This window comes from Coleofasciculus sp. H7-2, from assembly GCF_042747725.1.
Lineage (GTDB): Bacteria > Cyanobacteriota > Cyanobacteriia > Cyanobacteriales > FACHB-T130 > FACHB-T130.
The window spans coordinates 50,946-70,309 of record NZ_JBHZGO010000105.1; the positions used below are offsets into that span (position 1 = coordinate 50,946).

Genomic DNA, 19,364 nt, shown 5'->3' on the forward strand with positions numbered 1-19,364 from the left:
TTGGGAAAAATTCACAGATCACTTACTATACGCGATCGCAGATATGGGGTCAAAGCTTGAAAAATATAGGTAATTGCGCTATCTGTATGGCTTTCTAGATTAAATTAGCAAAGTAAAACATCCCATTAAGCTGCTCAATTAGTCAAAGTTGTAACAGTTAAAAGATCGTCGGAAAGCAAAAATTAAGGGCGATTGTCAGCCGCCCTTTCCCGTCGTTTGAGATTACTATCTCGGTTCCAATTACCTTTTTGAGAGGCGGTGCAAAAGTCCAACAGCAAACTTATTTCAAGATCGCAGCAGGCAAAATATTCCCAGTGGCAAACACGCCCTCTTCCAGCCATTTCGCCGATCAATTTTACAAACTTGAGGCTGAAACTTGCTTAGGCCGATCATCAGATCCCAGATGATTGGCACAAAAACCTAAATCAATCGTTCGATTTGGCTAAATCGTTCATCCCCAGTCTGGCGGAGTCACGACATACTGCGACCCTTGAGGGACAAAAGTGCCATTCCAAGTATTATTAATGGCAGCTTGATTCATCTGAAACCTTAGCCGCCAGTTTTTAATACTTGTATTGCCTTGGTTAGTCACCCACCTATTGATACAGAAGCCAGTTTTGTTACCCAATCCGGGCAGCGAGTCGTAAAACTACCAGATGGCGAGCGAGTTAAGTTTTCCAGAGCCGTTAAAGGAGCGCCAGGACACAATTAAACAACTGAAGACACTAGACTAATATTTTGGGGAATGGGGAAAAAGGTAATGGGGATAAATTCTTGACGATGATGCTTGCTCCCTGGCGATCGCTTCTTGCCCGTGCCCTACATCGTAACCGTAGCGAACCCCATTCTCGCTACTTACAGCTAGCCACCGTCCAGGCTGACGGGCGTCCTGCTAACCGCACGGTCGTATTTCGGGGATTTTTAGACGATACCAACCAGTTAAAATTTGTCACCGATTCTCGCAGCCAGAAAGCTGACCAAATCGAGCATCAGCCTTGGGCAGAAGCTTGCTGGTACTTTACCACCACCCGCGAACAATTTCGCCTCGCTGGGACGCTGACTCTGGTAGGAGCCAATCATCCCGACTCAGCACTCCAGCAAGCGCGTCAGGCGTCGTGGCAAGACCTTTCTGACGCCGCTCGCCTGCAATTTACTTGGCCCCATCCAGGAGAAAGTAGAGCCGATGTCAGCACTTTTTCTTTGCCGTCACCCGATCCAGAAAAGCCGCTAGAGAGTTTTTGTCTCCTACTGCTAGAACCCGTACAGGTCGATCATTTGGAGTTGCGAGGCGATCCCCAAAACCGATGGCTCTACCGCCTCGACAGTTCTCAAGCTTGGTCTACTCAAGCCGTAAATCCCTAACAATTAAAAATGCAAAATTAAAAATTGAGAAATTTAATTTTTAATTTTTAATTTTTAATTGTTTAAATCCCAGAACCATCTAAGAATTGCCGGATTAATCCATCTTGGACGCGACAGCTGGGAGCAGCGGCGACTGGGATATCCGATACATGATAGTTTGCTGCTACTAAAGGAACAGGCATTGAGACATGAGCCGGTTGTTGTAACTCTTGTACCTGTTGTTCCAGTGCTTCCAGACGGTCAACCAAAGCCCGAATTACCGCAGCTTCAGAATCAGGAAGGCTTCCATGTTCCAGCGGATTCACTCGGACGCCGGAACGATAGATAATCCGACCAGGGACGCCTACTACCGTACAATCCGAAGGAACATCGCGCAACACGACAGAGCCAGCACCGATGCGGACGTTATTGCCGATTTGAATATTGCCGAGAACTTTGGCACCGGCACCCACCACGACATTTTCCCCCAAGGTAGGGTGACGCTTGCCGCTTTCCTTGCCAGTACCGCCGAGAGTAACGCCCTGGTAGATCAGAGCATAATCTCCCACAATTGCGGTTTCGCCAATCACTACACCCATGCCGTGGTCAATAAAAACACCCCGTCCAATTACGGCACCAGGGTGGATTTCGATGCCGGTAAAAAAGCGAGCCAAGTGGGAAATCAACCGGGGGATGAAGGGGATTCCCAGTAGTTGTAGCCAGTGTGCAAGGCGATGGAATAGCAGCGCTTGCAAACCGGGGTAGCAAAATAAAACCTCCAGCCAGTTACGGGCTGCTGGATCGCGCTCGAAGATGATGCGAAAGTCAGCTAGAAGCGTAGATAGCACGAGTGGGTACCCATTTTGGCACTACAGACCATTCATATCATATCGTTCCTAGTGTGTTTCTAAGGTGGGGGAACCGAACCTGAGTTTTGAATTTTGGATGGCGGTGCGAGAACGATTGGAGATCGCAAGGCATCTAATTATCTAAAAAATCGGCTCTTCCGTAGTTGGTATGCTAAATTTATAGTCAAGAAGCGCCACAAGCTATACTAGCCATGAATTTAAGCCAATTTAGCGTTTATTAAATAGAAAATACAGTCCAAAATCGTTATACCTTGCTAGGTAAGCCTTTCAAGTTTTGGAATCAACTTTTTAGCATACCAAGTAATGAAGAGCCAAAAAATCTAGGGTTCTAGTCTTGTTGTACTGAAAGAGTATAATCCCATCTTTGTCGCTCTTTAATGGAACCGACCCAGACACTATAGTTGCCTGATTTCCAGTTTGAGTCTGTGATACTCGCATCTTTGTTGGAACCCGTGTCATCGCCACAGCGAATTTTACCATCAGGTCCCTTGATGACTAGAGTGCTGTCCTTGCCTCCAGTATCTACTTTTACCGTTAGCTTGGGGAAGCCTTTCTTCAATACCATAATATGGTCGGGAGTTTCGTCACCCCCATAACCAATACAGGGGTTGTTTTGGCGATCGCGATTAGCGATCGCTGACAAGGAAAAGGCTCCGCTAGTATAACCAGTCACAACCGCCTTGCCACTTCCATCAACAATCAAACGGTCAAAATTTGCTTCTTTTGCTAAAACGGTTGTAGTGCTGAAGGTGGTAAGTAAAGCTAGAATTCCAAAACGCCTGAATTGCATGGCAAGTACCTCTTCTCAACTACGGTATTTATTTTCTCTCCGTAGATGAGTACGGAATATAGATAAGCCTACTTATAGTTTTAATCAAGACTCTTCTCTCTGATGGCAGTATAGGTGACAGCTGTGTGTCTGCCACATTCATAACCAAATTTTTTTGTCGCGCTAGTTTGTAGGAGGTTGTGTGCCCCTCGTTATCTTGATGATGCTGCTGTTTATCACCAGCTGGTTCTTTTCAGAGGTTTTGGTTTTATTTCCTTTGAGCATTTTGAATTTAGTATCAATACCCCACTGGTTGGTGATGGCAGGTATCTTGATCTTTTTTGTCTGGTGTTTTGGGGAATAATGCTCAATTGTGTGAGTGTCGGCTCAAAAAATAGGGAGCATCTTCAGACTTTTAAACAAACTAATCGGCTCGGATGCCTACCCCAGCCCTATCTGTTCGCAAGGAGAAATTTTATACCATTTCACTTTTGAGAGATTACACATCAAATCCCCCTAGCGCGACGATCAATTGAGGGCAATAGACAGCTAAAATGTGGCGATAAAAAAGTTAATTTGTATTATGTCAGGACTTACGCAACTTGCGCGACATAGTAAGGGCAACCACAGGGGGATTGCCCCTACAAAGCAACTTGCGCGACATAGTAAGGGCAACCACAGGGGGATTGCCCCTACAAAGCAACATCACTACAGCTGAGGGCAACCACAGGGGGATTGCCCCTACAAAGCAACTTGCGCGACATAGTAAGGGCAACCACAGGGAGATTGAACCCGAAAAAACGCTATATGTATAAGCTTTGCGTAAGTCCTGCATTACTTAAACATGGGATCGGCTAACTCGCGCTCAACCTCAGCTTCTGTCACCAGGGGCAGTATAACCTTCTGTTCCGAATAAGGTAGAGAGTGGGGACTCTTAAAGGTTTTCTGAGCATCGGGTTTTTGACACGCCATCATGGTTTTGACGTGTTCGCCTTCGTCATCCCGGATGTTGACGAAAACGTCATAGAGGTTGTCAACCGCAGGGCGGCGAGATTCTGGGACTACGCCGGTTTGAAATTCATCAAATAGGTAGAGATCGCCGTCTCGGTAGTAGTTGATCGCGACTTGGGGTGCTGGTTTAGCTTTCAGTTCGGCTTCATGTTCGCGCAAGAAGGTGTCGTAGGTATGATGGGCGTGTTCTTCCACCATTTCCATGAAGTTGTAGGCGGTGCGGGGCGAAACGATGTAAAGTGCTACAACTACCCAGTAGTAGAAGAGGGCTGTGGTTTGGGCAAGGAAGCGATCGCTCCAATGTTTGTTTCCCCCCAACGATTCCATAATCAGCAGGTGGTGCATTTCATTCCAAGATTCGGCGAAGTGAACCTTGAGCCAGTCAGCTTTTCGCCACCAACCGAGGGTTTCGTAAAGGTGTAAAACTGATAGGAAGGAAAAGTAGGGGACGCGAGCCACTGTTTCTAGCACGTAGAAGCGCTGATAAGGGCGATCGCGATAAAGCGTGTCGATAACGAACACAAGCACGCCAACGAGAAATCGAATCATTCAAACCTCCCTTAGGAGTGAGAAAAGTGGCTAGGAAATCAGCCTGGAGGAAGATGCTGTTGGGTTTTTCTGTCCTCCTACTTCGATCGTAGCGATCCCCGTAGCGATGGGTATCGCCTGAGTGGGTGAACTAGGGTGAGAAGTCCGAACATTAAGGTTCGGGTTGCCTTGACCTAACAAGAACAGCCGCTTCCCTACGTAGCTTCCCACCGCTCCCTTGGAAGCAAGCTACGTAGGGAAGGGGGTGAGGTTCCTACAGCACCAAGCTCAACTGAGAACCGTTGGGGGTTTTATACACTTCAATTCGAGTTTGGAAGGCTTCTTTGAATTGCGGCATATGAGTGACGGTGAGGATGCAGGCGAAGTCAGCAGAGATCGCATTAATCGCAGCAATCAAGCGATCGCATCCTTCCGCATCTTGGGTGCCAAATCCCTCATCGATAATCAGCATTTGCAATGCCGTTCCCGCACGCTGCGCCAACAATTTCGCTAAAGCTAGACGAATTGCAAAGTTAATCCGAAACGCTTCCCCTCCAGAATAGGTTTCATAAGGACGGGTGCCGCGAGCATCGGCAATTAAAATATCTAAAGTGTCAATCATTTTGCTGGCTTTTTTTGAGGAACGTCCACTCCGTCCTGCTTTCTGGGTAACAAACTGTACGTGCAACTGGTTTCCACTGAGCCGAGACAGGAGAGTATTCGTTTCTGCTTCCAATTGAGGCAGAATATTCTCAATCATCAGCGTCTGGATGCCATTTTTACCAAAAGCTTGCCCTAATTCCTGGTAGACGCGATATTGCTGTCGTACCTTTGAGTGCTGAATGGTGAGTGCGTCATGCTGAGTTTGGAGAGTTTCTAGATAATGTTGTTGTTGTTGCAAGCTTCCTAACTGGCGTTGCTTCTCGTCGAGTTGCAGACGCCGCTGCTGTATCTGCTGCTCAAGGGTTGTAATTTCGGCTTTTGTATCGGGTGTTTGTTGCAACTGTTGAAGGATGGTGTCTACCTGAGTCGCCATCTGTTGCAAATCTTGCGATCGCATTTGCAACGCCTGAGCCAAATCTTGCGATCGCTTTAATAAGGAAGGATATTGCTGCTGCGCTGAAGCGAGTTCCTGATAACGGACTTGCCACGACTGAGACTTGCGTAAAGCGTTTCTGAGGGCATCGTGCTGCGATCGCTCGTAACCAATTTCCGCCATTTCTCGATCGAGTGCTTCAATCTGCCGCGATAATTCGGAATTTACTTGCAGTTGCTGCATTTGCGATTGCAGATTCGCAATTTTCGCCACCAATTCTGGCATCTGAGCGTCTATTTGAGCTTGACGCCGTTGCGCTTGTTTAACTTCTGCTTGCTTAATTTCTGCCCAGCGCCAGCGCTCTACGTCGCCTCTGGCTAGGGCATGGTTTTGCTCATTGTAGTTGAGTTGTTGCAACTGTTGCTCAAGGTGGCGCAGTTCTTCTTGTCGATCGGGTGCGTAGTTGCCAGAGGAAAGCGATCGCTCAATTTGTTGCTTTTCCACCTCAATTTGTTGCAGGCGCGTCTGGATTTCAGCCATAGCAGAACTTTCCGCTGCCAACTGTCCCCGTTGTTCGCGCAAGGAATCGTAGTTTGCCAATGCTTGGGCAATTTCGGCAATTTCCTTGTGCAACCCCTGTAGCTGGTACTCACAAACCGCGAGTAGCCCCTCTACATCCCAGAATTGATCTTGAATTCCCTGTTGCTGGTTGTGAGTTTTTTGCACCACTAGCTGCCAGTGGTGTTCATCGAGAGGGCGATCGCATAAAGGACAACTGGCATTTGGCGTCTGGATCAGTTGCAGCTTTTGGTCTATTTCTGCCAGTTTAGTTTCGCATTCTTTTTGAGCCGCCTGGAGGCGATCGCGCGAACTTCGCTGTTGCAGTTCTTTCTCCTGCACCCGTTCCTGATAGACGCGCTTTTTGTCAAGTTGCTGAATTTGAGTTTGAACTTGTTGTAATTGCTGTTGCAATTGAGGTAAGCGTTTTTGCCTGTCTTGCAACTGGGCGGCGGATTTGCGAAGTTCTTCTAATCTGGCAGATAATCGTGCTTGAGAGCGATCGAGTTCCATCTGCACCTGTCCGCGACGTTGCACCAGGGGCGCGACTTGTAACTGCAACCGATCGAGATAACTGACATAACCCCGCGCCTCTTGGAGTTGTTTTAATCCTGCTTCTACTTCTTCGGTGCGGCTGAGGATTTGCTGAATATCTGCCCTAGATTGCCGCACCACTTCTAGTTGTCCTTGAGCTTGTCGGAGTTGCCCTTTAAGTTCGTTAATTTGCTGCTCAAGTTGTCGTTGGAGTTGTTGCCGTTGCTGTTGGGCATCTTGGTAAGCTTGTGACTTAGCGGTGAGCGTTTCTTCCTGGGCTTGCAAATTTTGGTAGTGAGCATATCCAGCCGTAATTTGTTCTTTTTGATTCAGTAAAGCTTCTAATTGTTGCTGTTGCAGCTGAGTTGTGGCAATTTCTTGCCGATAGCGATCGCAATCTTGTGTGAGATTTTGATATTGCTGCCGAACAAAGCTCAGTTGTTGTTCCCAAGTTTGCCGCTGATGCCGGATTGTTAGCAAATTTTGGACTTTTTCATTGTCAACAGCTTGGGCTTGCTGTAATTCTGTCAGTTGAGTTTCCAGAATTGCTTGTTGTTGAGCGATCGCATCTTTTTGTTGCAGTTGTTGCTTTATCGACTGCAAATTCTGCTCCAATTGCTCCGCTTGTCCTTTTAATTGGCGGGATAAATCCTTCGCCTGTTCTGCCAATTCTTCATATTGAGACAGTTTCAGCAAATCGGCGAGAATTTCTTTTCGTTCGCTGGGGCGCTTGAGCATAAACTCATCCGCCCGTCCTTGACGCAGATAAGCCGAATTCACGAAAGTATCGTAATCCAGCTTCAGGTGATGAACGATCGCCTCTTGCGTCGCCCGGATTCCGCGCCCGGTTAAAGAGCGAAAATCGCCGGATGATTGGACTTGAAATTCCAGCGATCCACCTTGTCCCCGGATGCGAGTGCGAATAATGCGATAGGTTTGGCGATCGCATTGGAAGGTGAAATCAACCCGAACTTCTTTAGCACCGGCGTGGATGACATCATCTTCTGTTGCAGCGCGGCTTTCACCCCAAATCGTCCAGGTGATCGCTTCCAACAGAGAAGATTTACCCGCACCATTAGAACCGCAAATACACGCAGTATGTAGACCGCTAAACTCTAAGGTAGCCTCGCGGTAGCTGAGGAAATTTTTGAGAACCAGTTGCAGTGGGATCATTCAGGCTATAGCGCCATACCTTTTATCAGAAGTAGCAGTACATCTGCACTATTGTTTAGTTTAGCGGTTGAAAAATCAGGTTTCTGGCGATTAAGACCTAATTTGATGTAAAAATTTCTGCTGAATGGGGATGCGGCTATAAAATGAAACCCATCTGGTTGATGCGAACATCCTTGGCGAATGGAATTCGCGGCTATACAAACGAAACCAGCGCAGGCGGGTTTTAGAAATACTGCTAACCACTGCTTTATCTCGGCTTTGCGCCTAGCCTTCTCTTCTCGTTCTTCTCGTATCATCCGCGAAGCAGCTTCGATGATTTCTAAGCGTTCTTCGGTTGTCATTTGCTTGAGTGCTGCCAAGATTTCTGCTTTTGTCATCAGTTTCCTTGGTATGTAGGGAATGCGATCGCATTTCCCTTAGTAATCTTGCCAACTGAAATCTGGTATTAAACCGATCAACCGCCAGCCAGGGGTTTAAACCCCTGGCTAATAGCTGAAGTCCTCTTCTAGAGGACTATTTAAAAGTTTTAGTCCATTTTAATGGAATGCAACTTGTTAGCCCGGAACTTGAGTTCCGGGCGGTTTGGCGGTTTTCTTCTATTCGCCCTCCCCATCAGGTGGCTCCTGAAATGAGGTTTTTTGCAGTAGCCAATCCAGATACAACACCAAAATCTGGAGTTTAAAAGCAGTGGTGAGATGCTTGAAGTTGCGATCGCTTAATATCTTCTCTAATAACTTATCCAGGGCTTTTTCCACGAATTTTTCGGCTACCCACAGTAGAAGCATCAGAACGATGTTCATAAAAGAACCTTGAATCACTACTCTTCCAAGATGGCTGTAATCCTGTCTAGGCAAGGAACGCCCTATGTCTGACTTCGCGTACAAGTTGTATGAGTTGGAAGACAGACACGCAATCGAGGCGAGTAAAATAGGCAAAAGTTTGTATTTTACTTATGACAGCGCGATCGCTCCAGGCGTCTCCAAAAGGTATCCAGTTGGCAAAACAAGCTCTAATCGCCAACAGATGGAAACAGACTGATTTAATCGGTGTCGTTTGTATCAGTCGTCAACCGATCTCAAAATTCTTTACAGGTAAAGCAGTTAAAAGCGAGATATTTGTTGGTCTTTGTGAAAAGTTACGTTTGGATTGGCAGGAGATTGCGGATTTACCTAAAGACGCTGTACCTGTTCCATCTGACCAGAATCAGAAAAACAGCATTGATATTGATGCCCTAGTGCAAGAGGTACGCGAAAAGATAAAACCCATCATTCAAGAACGCTGCGGGACAATGCGCGTACTGGATATGACTCAGCCGATTGGGTTGAATGATATTTACACCAACGTCAACATTCTGGAGAAAATCACTGGACGGCGGCGTAAAGATATCCCTGAATTACTGCAAGAGTGCAACTCTGAGAATATTGAGCGCTTCGGACTCAGCAAAATCACTGAAGAACGAGTGCCCGGACTGGAGGCAGTCGAGAAATATACCAAGCTGATGATCTTGGGGAAGCCTGGGGCTGGCAAAACCACGTTTTTGAAGTATTTAGCGATTCAGTGCAATCAGCGTGAGTTTCAGGCTGATCGCGTGCCGATTTTTGTCACCCTCAAAGAGTTTGCTGAAGCCACTAATAAACCAGGCTTATTAGAATACATCACTCAGCAATTCGCGGGTTGCGGGGTTGTAGAGACAAGGGTTATCGCGTCTCTACAAAATGTAATTAAACACAGCAGGACATTGATATTACTCGATGGGCTGGATGAAGTTAGAGAGGAAGACAATAAGCGCGTCTTAAGGGAGATTCGTGATTTCTCTGACCAATATCGTGACAATCACTTTGTCATGACCTGTCGAATTGCAGCGCGGGAATATACCTTTGAGAAATTTACAGAGGTAGAAGTTGCTGATTTTGATGCTGAACAAATTACTACCTTTGCAAACAACTGGTTTAAGAATAAAGCTGTAAAACCAGAAACTTTTATTAAACGCCTCGAAGACAATAACCGAATCAAACAACTAGCCGCCAGTCCGCTACTGCTGACGCTGCTATGTTTGGCATTTGAAGAGTCAGGAGATTTTCCGGCGAATCGTTCCGAACTATACAAAGAAGGGCTGGATGCGCTGTTGAAAAAATGGGATGCCAAGCGCGGGATTCAGCGCGACCAAGTTTACAAAAAGCTATCAATCCAGCGTAAGGAAGATTTACTCAGTAAAATCGCCCTGACTACGTTTAAACAGGGGGACTATTTCTTCAAGCAAAAAACAGCCGAGCAATACATCACAGATTACATCCGTAATTTACCTGATGCCAATGCTGACCCGGAAGCATTGCAACTAGACAGTGAGGTAGTTTTGCTGTCAATTGAATATCAACACGGGCTATTAGTCGAACGGGCGAAAGCAATTTACTCTTTTTCCCATCTAACATTTCACGAGTATTTCACTGCTAGAGAAGTTGTTTTTGGAATCCAGCCATTAGAGGAGAGGTTGCAAAATTTAGTCAGCCACATCACCGAAAAACGCTGGCGAGAAGTTTTCTTTCTAGGGGTTGGGATGTCGCCAAATGCAGATCGTTTACTACAGTTAATGAAACATCAAGTTGATGAAATTTTAGCTGCTGACGAGAAGTTACAGCAGTTCCTAATGTGGGTAAACGAGAAATCTTTTTCCGTCGAGGTTCCCTACAAGCTAAGTGGTGTTCGAGCTTTTTATTTTGCTTTTGCTCTTGACCGTAAGATTTACGAAATGCTCCTCGATACTAGGCTTTCTCATTGCTTAAGCCGCGACTTAACTAACGACTTTGGAGATGTTCTTAACAGTAATAGTGATCGCGATCGTGCCAGTGTCCTTGCCCTCGACCAATCCCTTCTCTTTGAGCTTAGATTGGCTCGTAACCACGCTCTCGGTGGTAGTGGTGCCAGCAAATATGCTCTTGAGCCTGAACTCAAGCGTGCCCTCAAACAACTTCAAGAAACCTTAAAAGACCAACAACCTAACTTGATTAAAGATACAAAAGGATATAAAAGTTGGTGGAAAAATGAAGGTCAGGCTTGGACAGAGCAATTAAAAGACTTAATGATTAAGTATCGCAATATTGGTCATGATTGGCAGTTTAATGAACAGCGGAAGGAAATCCTAGATCAGTATTACGATGCTAATTTGTTGCTAGTGGAGTGTTTGAATAGCGATTGTTATATCAGCCGTGAGGTACGGCAGGAAATAAAAGATACTTTATTGTTACCTATAACAGAAATTGAGAAACGAAAGGTATAATTATTCTATGGTCAATCAAATATTTAATTATGTTAAGTAAGGAGAAATTATAATGACATACAAAGTTAACATTTTCATAGAAAAGAATGAATCAGGATATTCTGCATCTTCTCCTGAAATAGCTGGATATCAAGTTCAGGGTGATTCTCTTGACATGGTGTTTGATAATCTTAAAGAGGCTGTCAAGCAAGACTTAGAAAAAATAACTGTCAAAACAAACGATAAGGTTGATCAACCAATCTGGGAAGTGGCTGAAGATATTATTCAAGATATGACAGAAGAGGAAATTAACCAACTGCCCATAAATGGTGCTGAACAGCATGACCATTACATCTACAGAACGCCCAAAATAGAAAGATGAAAATGGTCTTTGCTGACACTTTCTACTGGATATCCTTAATTAATCCTAGAGATGGGTGGCATAAGCAAGTTCTAGAAGTTACTAAATCGCTCACTCGGACTCCTATAGTTACTACAGATCAAGTGCTAGTCGAGGTTCTAGCTTTCTACTCAAAATCCGGTACTCGAATGCGTCAGCGGATAGTTCAGCTAGTTAGAAACATTATGAATAATTCAAATGTTCAGATAGTTGAACAGACCCATGAATCTTTTCTATCTGGTTTAGATTTATATGAAAGTCGCATCGATAAGGGATACAGCCTGACTGATGGCATTTCTATGATTACTATGCGGGAATTAGGAATCGCTGAAGTGCTGACGCATGATAAACACTTCACTCAAGAAGGCTTTACGATATTGTTTAGAAACCTGGACGATTGAATCGGGTTTAGCGCGATCGCATTCTTTCTCCACTTCACTCCAAAGCGCGATCGCATTTTTGGCAATTCTTCCCGAACAGCGCGATCGCACGTTGAAGATAGATTGTTTTACCTGTTGCAGAAATTGATACGGCTAATTAAGGTTTAGTATTTCGCAAAAAAAAGTTCTAGTTTGCAGAAACTTTTTAAGCCCACGAACTTCTAAGAAGGTATCAGTGAAAATACACAGAGTTCGTGGGTTCCCTATTTATGACTTCCTTAAACAACTTAAAGTCTGGCGTTTTGGTATTGATGGCTCTGGGCACATTTGCCGGTTCTGCTGTCGCTGTACCCATCAATGTTCCCGTCCCTACAACCACTCGTGCTAGCAACCCATCTCAGACCAGAACTGTAATAGCTTCTGGAGCTTCCATTCCCGTTAGATATGACGGAACGGCTGAAAAAATCCTGCTATCTCGAACCGAAAAAGTGCCTTTAATTTTAACAGTTTCATCAACTGTTAAAAGCAGTTATGGTACAACTTTGATTCCGGCGGGGACAAAGATTATGGGTCAATTGCAACCCGCTGGTCAAGGCTCTCAATTTGTGGCGACACAAATTGTTCTCCCCTTTGATGGTACTAGGACAATCAATGCTAGTTCTGCAATTGTGACGAGAACTGAACAAATCAAAAAAGGTTCTAGAACCAACACAATCTTGAAAGGTGCCGCCTTGGGTGGAGCCGCTGCATCCGCGATCGCCGCACTGACTGGCGACAAAGCGATCGCTACTGAAGAAGTCTTGGGTGGCTCAGGCTTGGGCGCTTTAGCTGGGCTATTTTGGGGACGCAAATCTGTTGATGTCATCTCCGTTAATCCCAGCCTTGATTTGAGGACTGTCACCCTGCGTTCTGAGCTGCCAGTCACAGTCGCCCTACGCTAAACAACGAACAGGTAATACCAATTTCCTTTGGTGATGCTACACGAGCCGTCTGTTACAGACATACTGTGAAATGGTATAAGAACGATCCGGCTCCCTCCCCGAATCGGGGAGGGTTGGGGAGAGGTTCTTTCCGCAGCGCTCTCCATTTTTCCTTTGCCATGCACTAAATCAGTTCAATTGTCAAGAAACAAATTCAGCAGCGAAGCGTCTTGACCCTTATCCGTATAATTGCTGAGAGTGTTCCCTATGTCTCGCTTCAATCGCTGGAAATCAGGAACCGCTGCACTCATGGCATTGACAATTACCGCCGGTGCAGCTGCTCCCTTCGTCGCGTCTGCGCCTGCTGCTGCCCAATATTACGAATTTCCGCCTCCACCCGTTTCCCAAGTCAGCATTCCCTCAGGCACAACCCTCCCCTTGCGCTATAACAAGGCGAATAAAATCATTGTGTCTCCCAAGGAAACGATGCCCTTAACGCTGACGGTGGCAACAAACGTCAGAAATACTCGCGGAACTATCTTAATTCCGGCAGGAACTCAGGTGATTGGTCAACTGCAACCCGCGACTAGAGGCGGTTCCCAGTTTGTTGCCAGAGAATTAGTTTTCAACAACGGGAAACGGCAGTATATCAATGCCTCTTCCAGAGTGATTACTCGCACCGAACAAGTTAGTCGCGGAACTAATACCAGTTCTATTTTGAAGGGTGCAGCCGTTGGTGGAGCCGCCGCAGCTGCAATTGGCGCTTTGACTGGAGACAGAGCGATCGCGACTGAAGAAATTTTGGGGGGTGCTGGTTTGGGTGCCTTAGGCGGACTGCTGTTGGGCAAAAAAAGAGTTGATGTTGTCGTCGTTAACCCCAACACCGATTTAAATGTCACACTGCGCTCGGCTCTGGCGCTGCGCTAGCCTTTATTCGAGCCAATGCGGTTTTTAGCTCGTTGTCTCAAAGAAGATGCTGTAGGGCGGGGTATACCCCTGCCCTACGGTAAAGACGTTGCACGCAATGTCTCTACAATCTTTATGGGTTTTCTAAAAATTTTCCAAAATAGACTTAGGAACTAGGCTTGCCTACACCGGGGTTTGCCTCTTTCTTGACTTCAGGCACAACATCCGGGCGCTCCTTATCTTCCCAACCCACAGGGCGTTTAGAGTTGTACCACGCAACGGAACCGATGGTTACAGCGGCAACAAAACCTACCACGTACACAGCAGCCGCAGAGACTGGAAAATGAGGCGTATTAGTAGCAACTTCCATCAATAAATGCATTCTTTGGAAACTCCTTATCGATTTTTGGTTATCCTACCAAAACTCAGGGGATCGTCTATCACCCCTGAGTTTGATCCCCATTGTTTTAGCGATCGCGCCTGAGAGTTAGAAAGTTGATTCTGACCGTGCCTAATTTTCCTTCCGCGCGGCTGGGGGAGCAGGAGGCGGGGCGGCACTTTCCGTTGTTCTCCTAGGTGCCCGTGGAGCGGGTGGCGCAGGAGTGTAGGTTCGTCTTCTCCTTGGCTGTGCACTGCTAGAAGTAGAATCTGATGATGCCCTTCTGCGAGAACGACGCCGAACGGGTGCCGACTCCTGAGAGCTTGTGCTTGCTTGGCGACGAGAACGGCGGTAGCTACGGCTGCTGTTGCTCGGAGTCTCTTGGCTTTGAGAATTTGTATTTGCTTGGCGACGAGAACGACGGTAGCGAGGTCTAGATTCTTCTTGAGACTGGACTTCTTGGCGGCGACGGCGTCTGCGAGTAGGTTCGCCCTGACTGGAGCTTTGGACGCTGCTAGTACGGTAGCGTCTACGCCGGGGAGTTTCTTCACTGGAGCTGCCATCGCTATCTCTAGTCCGACGAGACCTGCTACGCCGGGGGGTGTCATCGTCGTCGCTGTTTTTGGAGATGATGCTTCCAGAGAAGATGCTTTTAGGCTTGATGGGCTTGATCGTGAGCTGGGGTTTACGTCCTTCTAGATCGGTGGGTCGCTCTGGGAACTTCTCGACCGGGATATCTTTTACCACTTTCACCATGAATTTATTCCAGGTGTAGGCGGCTGTACTACTAGCGCCCCAAGTCGGTTTGTTGTCATCGTTGCCCAGCCAGACACCCGCAACCATTTGGGGGATGTAGCCAATAAACCACAGGTCGCGTGCCTCGTCCGAGGTGCCCGTCTTCCCAGCAACGGGTCGATCGTCTAGCGCGGCGGCGCGACCCGTCCCCTCATTGACGACGCCCCGCAGCAACCAGGTCATAATTGCAGAGGTATCTTCTTGTAGGACACGGTCGGGCTTAAACTTCGCTTCGTAGATAACGTTCCCACGCCGGTCGAGAACGCGACGAATGCCGTAAGTTTTTGTATGCATCCCTTGGGTCGCAAAGGTACCATAAGCACTGGTGAGTTCCAGCAGGTTAACTTCAGAGGCACCTAAGGCAGTGGAATAGGTCGGCTTCAGTTCTGATTCGATGCCCATTTTGTGGGCAACATCGATCACCGTATCCCATCCCACATCGACCAACACTTTGACAGCAACGACATTGATTGAGCTAATCAGAGCATCTCGCATGGAGATCCAGCCCAGGTGGTCTTCGCTGTAGTTTTTGGGGGTATAGCCGTCTACTTTGTACGGAGCGTCCAGGTAGCCGCGATAGGGAGTGAAACCGGCAGCCATTGCCGTAGTGTATACAAACGCTTTAAATGTCGAACCGGGCTGGCGCTGTGCCTGAGTAACGCGATTAAACTGTTGCTTGTAAAAATCTTTTCCCCCGACCATTGCCCGGATCTCGCCGGTACGCGGATCGATTGCTACGAGGGCGGCTTGCTCGAAGTTTTGACCCCGACCGCTCTCTTCAACGGTTTCGATGACGGCTTTTTGGGCAGCTTCCTGCCACTCTGGCTTCAGGGTAGTTTCCACCGTCAATCCCCCAGCCTTAATCGCTTCTGGCGAGACGTGCTTGGGCAGTTCTTGTTGGATGTATTCGGTGAAGTAGGGGGCGAATCTTTCGAGTCGCTTAGGAAGACTGGGTTTTGTCACCAGGGAGGCAGCGATCGCTTTCTCGGCTTCGGTTGCGGTAATGAACCCCGCCTCCTGCATCTGTTGTAATACCAGATTGCGGCGCTCTTTAATCGCTTGTGGATTCTTAATTGGCGAGTATTGATTGGGTGCTGGTGGGATGGCGGCAAGTGTCGCCATTTCCGACAGGGTTAGTTCATACACTGGCTTAGAAAAGTAAACCCAAGCTGCATCTGCCACTCCATAAGCACCTTCTCCCAAATAAACCAAATTTAAGTAGCGTTCTAAAATTTGATCTTTGGTGTTTTCCTGCTCGATTTTTTGAGCTGTCCGAACTTCCTTAAGTTTGCGCCAAACGCTACGTTCCTGATCGAGAAAGACCATCCTCGCCAGCTGTTGGGTGATGGTGCTACCGCCTTCTACGACATCTCTTGCCACCAGGTTAGAAAAGGCTGCCCTTAAAACGCCCTGGTAATCGACTCCCTGGTGTTTGTAAAAGCGTCTGTCTTCTATCGCTATGAAGGCTTGAATCAGCTGCTGGGGAATTTTGTCAATTTTTAGGGTTTCGCGAGTAGCGGGGCCGATTTGTTGAAGTATCTTGTTGTTTGAAGCTTTGATCGTCAAAGTCTCTGGTCGCATCAAGGTTAAGGCATCGCTGGTATCGGGTAAGCTACTCTCCAGCGACCACCCAGCGAACGAAAGCGCGATCGCTCCTCCTCCTACACCCAAGGCAAGCCAAAATCGACGCTGATGATAAAGCGGGTTCTCGCCGGTGAATGGCTTCTTAACAATTTCAGGAAGCTCCTGAGTGGAGAAGCGCTTCAGCCGCAAGAGATTTCGCTTCAATTGCCGACGATGTCTTGATGCGTCTCTCTCTCCTTTGTCTTGTTCCTTGTCATCAATCGGAGTATCGACTGGTTCTTCTTTGTTACCTACAGGAGTATCGACTGGTTCATTTGACACCCCCGCATTGAACTTGCCTGATAAATCCTTCAGTCTTGAGATGAACTTGGTCACGTCAACTCCTCAATCACCAAAAACTTCTGGCGCAAAATTCCCTGCTTATTGTTGCCTATTTTATGGCTTGAATCCGGGATCTGTGCCTAGACAATTGTGAACTTATTCGCTTTTTGTCAAGTTATTGTTTTTTATTCCATCAGAAAATACAGCTCAAGTCACCCAGCACCAAGCTTTGCTATAGACATTGTTTGTTTATAGCTGGAGCAACCTCAAACAATGGGGCAAATCTCTGGGCATTTTCTAGCAAACTCCTGATTATCACCTTCTTTCTTCCTGGCTGAGCCTATTTGAGCAGCAGACGTGGTATTTGAGAAAATCTAGCTTTCTGGGAACTCATCTGGAAAATGGCAACTCCGGTTTGTAAATAAAAATACCTTCCCTAAGACAGATGTACTCGCTGGGGTTAGTATAAGCGATCGCTATTTCCGCTCAAAGCGCGATCGCACTTATTTTTAGAGAAGATATGTTTTGAACGAACCGCCAAGGACGCGAAGGGCGCGAAGAAAGAGAAAGAAGAGGAAGAAGAGAAGCTTACGAATTACTTAGGATTGTTATAATTTCATTTGCTATAGTTTAATCTTATCTCTAAATATTTTTGCAAATAAATTGACAGCAGCATGGATTTTGTGACAATTTTGGGATTTTTGGCGGCAACGTTGACCACTGTTGCCTTTTTGCCTCAACTCTTTAAAGTATGGCAATCAAAATCAGCTAAAGATGTTTCTCTGGAAATGCTAATTATTTTCTGTACGGGTGTCTTCTTGTGGTTGGTGTACGGCTTTTACATTCAATCTTTTCCGGTTATTGCTGCCAACTTGTTGACCTTGATTTTTAATCTGATAATTTTATCGCTTAAAATTAAATATGAATAAGATAATCTTTTAAGGTTTTACTTGCCTGTGATGTCTGGAGTTTTTGCCGCAGAACGTCTTTTATTTACACCCGCGATGCCCGACACCGACGCCATCCGGACTATATTTGCCTTCCCGAATGAGTATAGCGTTGGCATCACTAGCCTGGGCTATCAGGTGGTGTGGGCGTCTTTGGCAATGCGCTCCGATCTTGAAGTCAGCCGCCTATTTACAGATACTCACGAGCCGCTGCTGCGATCGCCTGAATTAGTCGGATTTTCCCTTTCTTGGGAATTGGATTATGTCAATATCCTCAATTTGTTGGAATTGCTGGAGATTCCTAATCGAGCATCTGCGCGTGATGACAATCATCCCCTCGTATTTGGGGGAGGACCAGTATTAACCGCCAATCCAGAACCTTTTGCTGCCTTTTTTGATGTCATTTTGCTGGGAGATGGCGAAAATCTGCTCAGCAATTTTATTGATGCGTATAAAGAAGTTAGAACCGCTACACGACAAACTCAACTGAGGCGTTTGGCGCAAGTGCCTGGAATTTATATTCCTAGTTTGTATCAAGTTGAATATCACGCGCCCGATGGCTTGATCCAGTCAATTTTGCCCGTAGATGCGGAGATTCCCGCCGTAATTGAAAAGCAGACATATCGGGGAAATACGCTTTCCGCTTCAACTGTGGTGACACAGAAGGCGGCGTGGGAAAATATTTATATGGTGGAAGTGGTACGCAGTTGCCCGGAAATGTGCCGCTTCTGTTTGGCGAGTTATCTAACGTTGCCGTTTCGGACAGCGAGTTTGGAAAGTTCGCTAATTCCAGCCATCGATCGGGGATTGACGGTGACGAATCGACTGGGATTATTGGGGGCGTCTGTTACGCAACACCCAGAATTTGAAACCCTGCTAAATTATTTGAGTCAGCCAAAGTACGACGATGTACGCCTAAGTATTGCTTCGGTGCGGACGAATACGGTGACGGTACAGCTAGCTGAGACTTTAGCAAAACGAGACACGCGATCGCTCACTATTGCCGTAGAAAGTGGTTCGGAACGGTTGCGGCAAATTATCAATAAAAAGCTGACTAATGAGGAAATCATCCAAGCTGCAATCAATGCCAAAGTGGGTGGATTAAGCAACCTCAAACTCTATGGAATGGTGGGAGTTCCGGGGGAGGAACCAGAAGATTTAGAAGAAACTGTGGCGATGATGCGATCGCTAAAAAAAGCCGCGCCTGGGTTACGCTTGACATTCGGATGCAGCACTTTTGTCCCCAAGGCTCATACGCCGTTTCAGTGGTTTGGAGTCAATCGGGACGCTGAAAAGCGGCTGAAAAGCTTAGAGAAGCAATTGCGACGCGAAGGCATTGATTTTCGACCGGAAAGCTATAACTGGTCAGCGATCCAAGCTTTAATATCAAGAGGCGATCGCCGACTTTCCCATCTTTTAGAACTGACGCGACACTACGGCGACTCTCTAGGCAGCTACCGCCGTGCCTTTAAAGAACTGCGAGGACAACTGCCGGATCTAGATTACTATATCCACGCCAGTTGGTCGTTAGAGCAAGTTTTGCCTTGGAGCCACTTGCAAGGGCCATTACCAGCCGCAACCCTACAGAAGCATCTAGCCGCCGCTACGGCTCATTTTCGGGAAGCTTCACCCTGTTTAACCTAGCCTACGGGGTGATTAC

The 19,364-nt window shown here is 46.8% G+C and carries 18 protein-coding genes; 8 read left to right on the top strand and 10 right to left on the bottom strand.

Features of this window, described 5'->3' with window-relative positions; genetic code table 11:
• Positions 1-451: 451 nt before the first annotated feature.
• Positions 452-628 (bottom strand): cellulose binding domain-containing protein, encoded by a 177-nt coding sequence (locus tag ACFW2W_RS22285; RefSeq protein WP_378183433.1) that lies wholly within the window; start codon positions 626-628, stop codon positions 452-454.
• Between the two features lie 152 nt (positions 629-780).
• Between ACFW2W_RS22285 and ACFW2W_RS22290 the strand changes: the two genes are divergently transcribed.
• Positions 781-1,362 (top strand): Npun_F5749 family FMN-dependent PPOX-type flavoprotein, encoded by a 582-nt coding sequence (locus ACFW2W_RS22290; protein WP_378183436.1) that lies wholly within the window; start codon positions 781-783, stop codon positions 1,360-1,362.
• Positions 1,363-1,424: 62 nt separating this feature from the next.
• Here ACFW2W_RS22290 and cysE read toward each other — a convergent pair whose 3' ends face one another.
• The 7 genes from cysE to ACFW2W_RS22325 form a co-directional block, all read right to left on the bottom strand.
• Complete coding sequence (cysE, locus tag ACFW2W_RS22295; RefSeq protein ID WP_378183439.1) at positions 1,425-2,189, bottom strand: serine O-acetyltransferase; 765 nt, start codon at positions 2,187-2,189, stop codon at positions 1,425-1,427.
• A 349-nt stretch (positions 2,190-2,538) separates the two neighbouring features.
• A complete protein-coding gene (locus tag ACFW2W_RS22300) occupies positions 2,539-3,000 on the bottom strand; it encodes a hypothetical protein (RefSeq protein ID WP_378183442.1) in 462 nt (153 codons plus the stop codon).
• An 813-nt stretch (positions 3,001-3,813) separates the two neighbouring features.
• Positions 3,814-4,539, bottom strand: coding sequence for an alternative oxidase (locus tag ACFW2W_RS22305; RefSeq protein ID WP_378183445.1), 726 nt, complete (start codon positions 4,537-4,539; stop codon positions 3,814-3,816).
• A gap of 30 nt (positions 4,540-4,569) precedes the next feature.
• The gene (locus tag ACFW2W_RS22310) at positions 4,570-4,749 is read right to left on the bottom strand and encodes a hypothetical protein (protein WP_378183448.1); all 180 of its coding nucleotides are present in this window, start codon (positions 4,747-4,749) and stop codon (positions 4,570-4,572) included.
• Between the two features lie 43 nt (positions 4,750-4,792).
• On the bottom strand, positions 4,793-7,819 hold the full coding sequence (gene sbcC / locus ACFW2W_RS22315; protein WP_378183451.1) for an exonuclease subunit SbcC: 3,027 nt from the start codon (positions 7,817-7,819) through the stop codon (positions 4,793-4,795).
• Positions 7,820-7,824: 5 nt separating this feature from the next.
• The gene (locus ACFW2W_RS22320) at positions 7,825-8,196 is read right to left on the bottom strand and encodes a hypothetical protein (protein ID WP_378183455.1); all 372 of its coding nucleotides are present in this window, start codon (positions 8,194-8,196) and stop codon (positions 7,825-7,827) included.
• 219 nt (positions 8,197-8,415) lie between these two features.
• Positions 8,416-8,619, bottom strand: coding sequence for a hypothetical protein (locus ACFW2W_RS22325; protein ID WP_378183458.1), 204 nt, complete (start codon positions 8,617-8,619; stop codon positions 8,416-8,418).
• Positions 8,620-8,771: 152 nt separating this feature from the next.
• Here ACFW2W_RS22325 and ACFW2W_RS22330 point away from each other — a divergent pair, with 152 nt between their 5' ends.
• The 5 genes from ACFW2W_RS22330 (at position 8,772) to ACFW2W_RS22350 (ending at position 13,699) form a co-directional block, all read left to right on the top strand.
• Positions 8,772-11,093: an NACHT domain-containing protein gene (locus ACFW2W_RS22330; protein ID WP_378183461.1), complete on the top strand. Its 2,322-nt coding sequence runs from the start codon at positions 8,772-8,774 to the stop codon at positions 11,091-11,093.
• 52 nt (positions 11,094-11,145) lie between these two features.
• Positions 11,146-11,454 (top strand): type II toxin-antitoxin system HicB family antitoxin, encoded by a 309-nt coding sequence (locus tag ACFW2W_RS22335; protein WP_378183463.1) that lies wholly within the window; start codon positions 11,146-11,148, stop codon positions 11,452-11,454.
• Positions 11,451-11,873 (top strand): type II toxin-antitoxin system VapC family toxin, encoded by a 423-nt coding sequence (locus ACFW2W_RS22340; protein ID WP_378183466.1) that lies wholly within the window; start codon positions 11,451-11,453, stop codon positions 11,871-11,873. The genes ACFW2W_RS22335 and ACFW2W_RS22340 overlap by 4 nt, the downstream gene beginning before the upstream one ends.
• 248 nt (positions 11,874-12,121) lie before the next feature.
• Entirely contained in the window at positions 12,122-12,793 is a 672-nt protein-coding gene (locus ACFW2W_RS22345) for a hypothetical protein (RefSeq protein WP_378183469.1), read from the top strand.
• 246 nt (positions 12,794-13,039) lie between these two features.
• Positions 13,040-13,699, top strand: coding sequence for a hypothetical protein (locus ACFW2W_RS22350; RefSeq protein ID WP_378183472.1), 660 nt, complete (start codon positions 13,040-13,042; stop codon positions 13,697-13,699).
• Positions 13,700-13,844: 145 nt separating this feature from the next.
• Here the strand turns inward: ACFW2W_RS22350 and psb35 are convergent, their stop codons facing one another.
• Positions 13,845-14,060, bottom strand: coding sequence for a photosystem II assembly protein Psb35 (gene psb35, locus ACFW2W_RS22355; RefSeq protein ID WP_378183475.1), 216 nt, complete (start codon positions 14,058-14,060; stop codon positions 13,845-13,847).
• A gap of 129 nt (positions 14,061-14,189) precedes the next feature.
• On the bottom strand, positions 14,190-16,811 hold the full coding sequence (locus ACFW2W_RS22360) for a transglycosylase domain-containing protein (RefSeq protein WP_378183478.1): 2,622 nt from the start codon (positions 16,809-16,811) through the stop codon (positions 14,190-14,192).
• A 620-nt stretch (positions 16,812-17,431) separates the two neighbouring features.
• On the opposite strand from ACFW2W_RS22360, the gene ACFW2W_RS22365 reads away from it, so the two are divergent.
• Together ACFW2W_RS22365 and ACFW2W_RS22370 are read left to right on the top strand one after the other, a co-directional pair.
• Positions 17,432-17,686, top strand: a complete 255-nt coding sequence (locus ACFW2W_RS22365; protein WP_378183481.1) for a SemiSWEET transporter — start codon at positions 17,432-17,434, stop codon at positions 17,684-17,686.
• A 27-nt stretch (positions 17,687-17,713) separates the two neighbouring features.
• Entirely contained in the window at positions 17,714-19,348 is a 1,635-nt protein-coding gene (locus tag ACFW2W_RS22370; protein WP_378183484.1) for a B12-binding domain-containing radical SAM protein, read from the top strand.
• Positions 19,349-19,364 lie beyond the last annotated feature (16 nt).

Bases quoted from the DNA above. Each gene is read 5' to 3' on its own strand.
- ACFW2W_RS22290 (WP_378183436.1), top strand. From the start codon at position 781: ATGATGCTTGCTCCCTGGCGATCGCTTCTTGCCCGTGCCCTACATCGT.
- ACFW2W_RS22300 (WP_378183442.1), bottom strand. From the start codon at position 3,000: ATGCAATTCAGGCGTTTTGGAATTCTAGCTTTACTTACCACCTTCAGC.
- ACFW2W_RS22305 (WP_378183445.1), bottom strand. From the start codon at position 4,539: ATGATTCGATTTCTCGTTGGCGTGCTTGTGTTCGTTATCGACACGCTT.
- sbcC (WP_378183451.1), bottom strand. From the start codon at position 7,819: ATGATCCCACTGCAACTGGTTCTCAAAAATTTCCTCAGCTACCGCGAG.
- ACFW2W_RS22320 (WP_378183455.1), bottom strand. From the start codon at position 8,196: ATGACAAAAGCAGAAATCTTGGCAGCACTCAAGCAAATGACAACCGAA.
- ACFW2W_RS22325 (WP_378183458.1), bottom strand. From the start codon at position 8,619: ATGAACATCGTTCTGATGCTTCTACTGTGGGTAGCCGAAAAATTCGTG.
- ACFW2W_RS22330 (WP_378183461.1), top strand. From the start codon at position 8,772: ATGACAGCGCGATCGCTCCAGGCGTCTCCAAAAGGTATCCAGTTGGCA.
- ACFW2W_RS22335 (WP_378183463.1), top strand. From the start codon at position 11,146: ATGACATACAAAGTTAACATTTTCATAGAAAAGAATGAATCAGGATAT.
- ACFW2W_RS22340 (WP_378183466.1), top strand. From the start codon at position 11,451: ATGAAAATGGTCTTTGCTGACACTTTCTACTGGATATCCTTAATTAAT.
- ACFW2W_RS22345 (WP_378183469.1), top strand. From the start codon at position 12,122: ATGACTTCCTTAAACAACTTAAAGTCTGGCGTTTTGGTATTGATGGCT.
- ACFW2W_RS22350 (WP_378183472.1), top strand. From the start codon at position 13,040: ATGTCTCGCTTCAATCGCTGGAAATCAGGAACCGCTGCACTCATGGCA.
- psb35 (WP_378183475.1), bottom strand. From the start codon at position 14,060: ATGCATTTATTGATGGAAGTTGCTACTAATACGCCTCATTTTCCAGTC.
- ACFW2W_RS22365 (WP_378183481.1), top strand. From the start codon at position 17,432: ATGGATTTTGTGACAATTTTGGGATTTTTGGCGGCAACGTTGACCACT.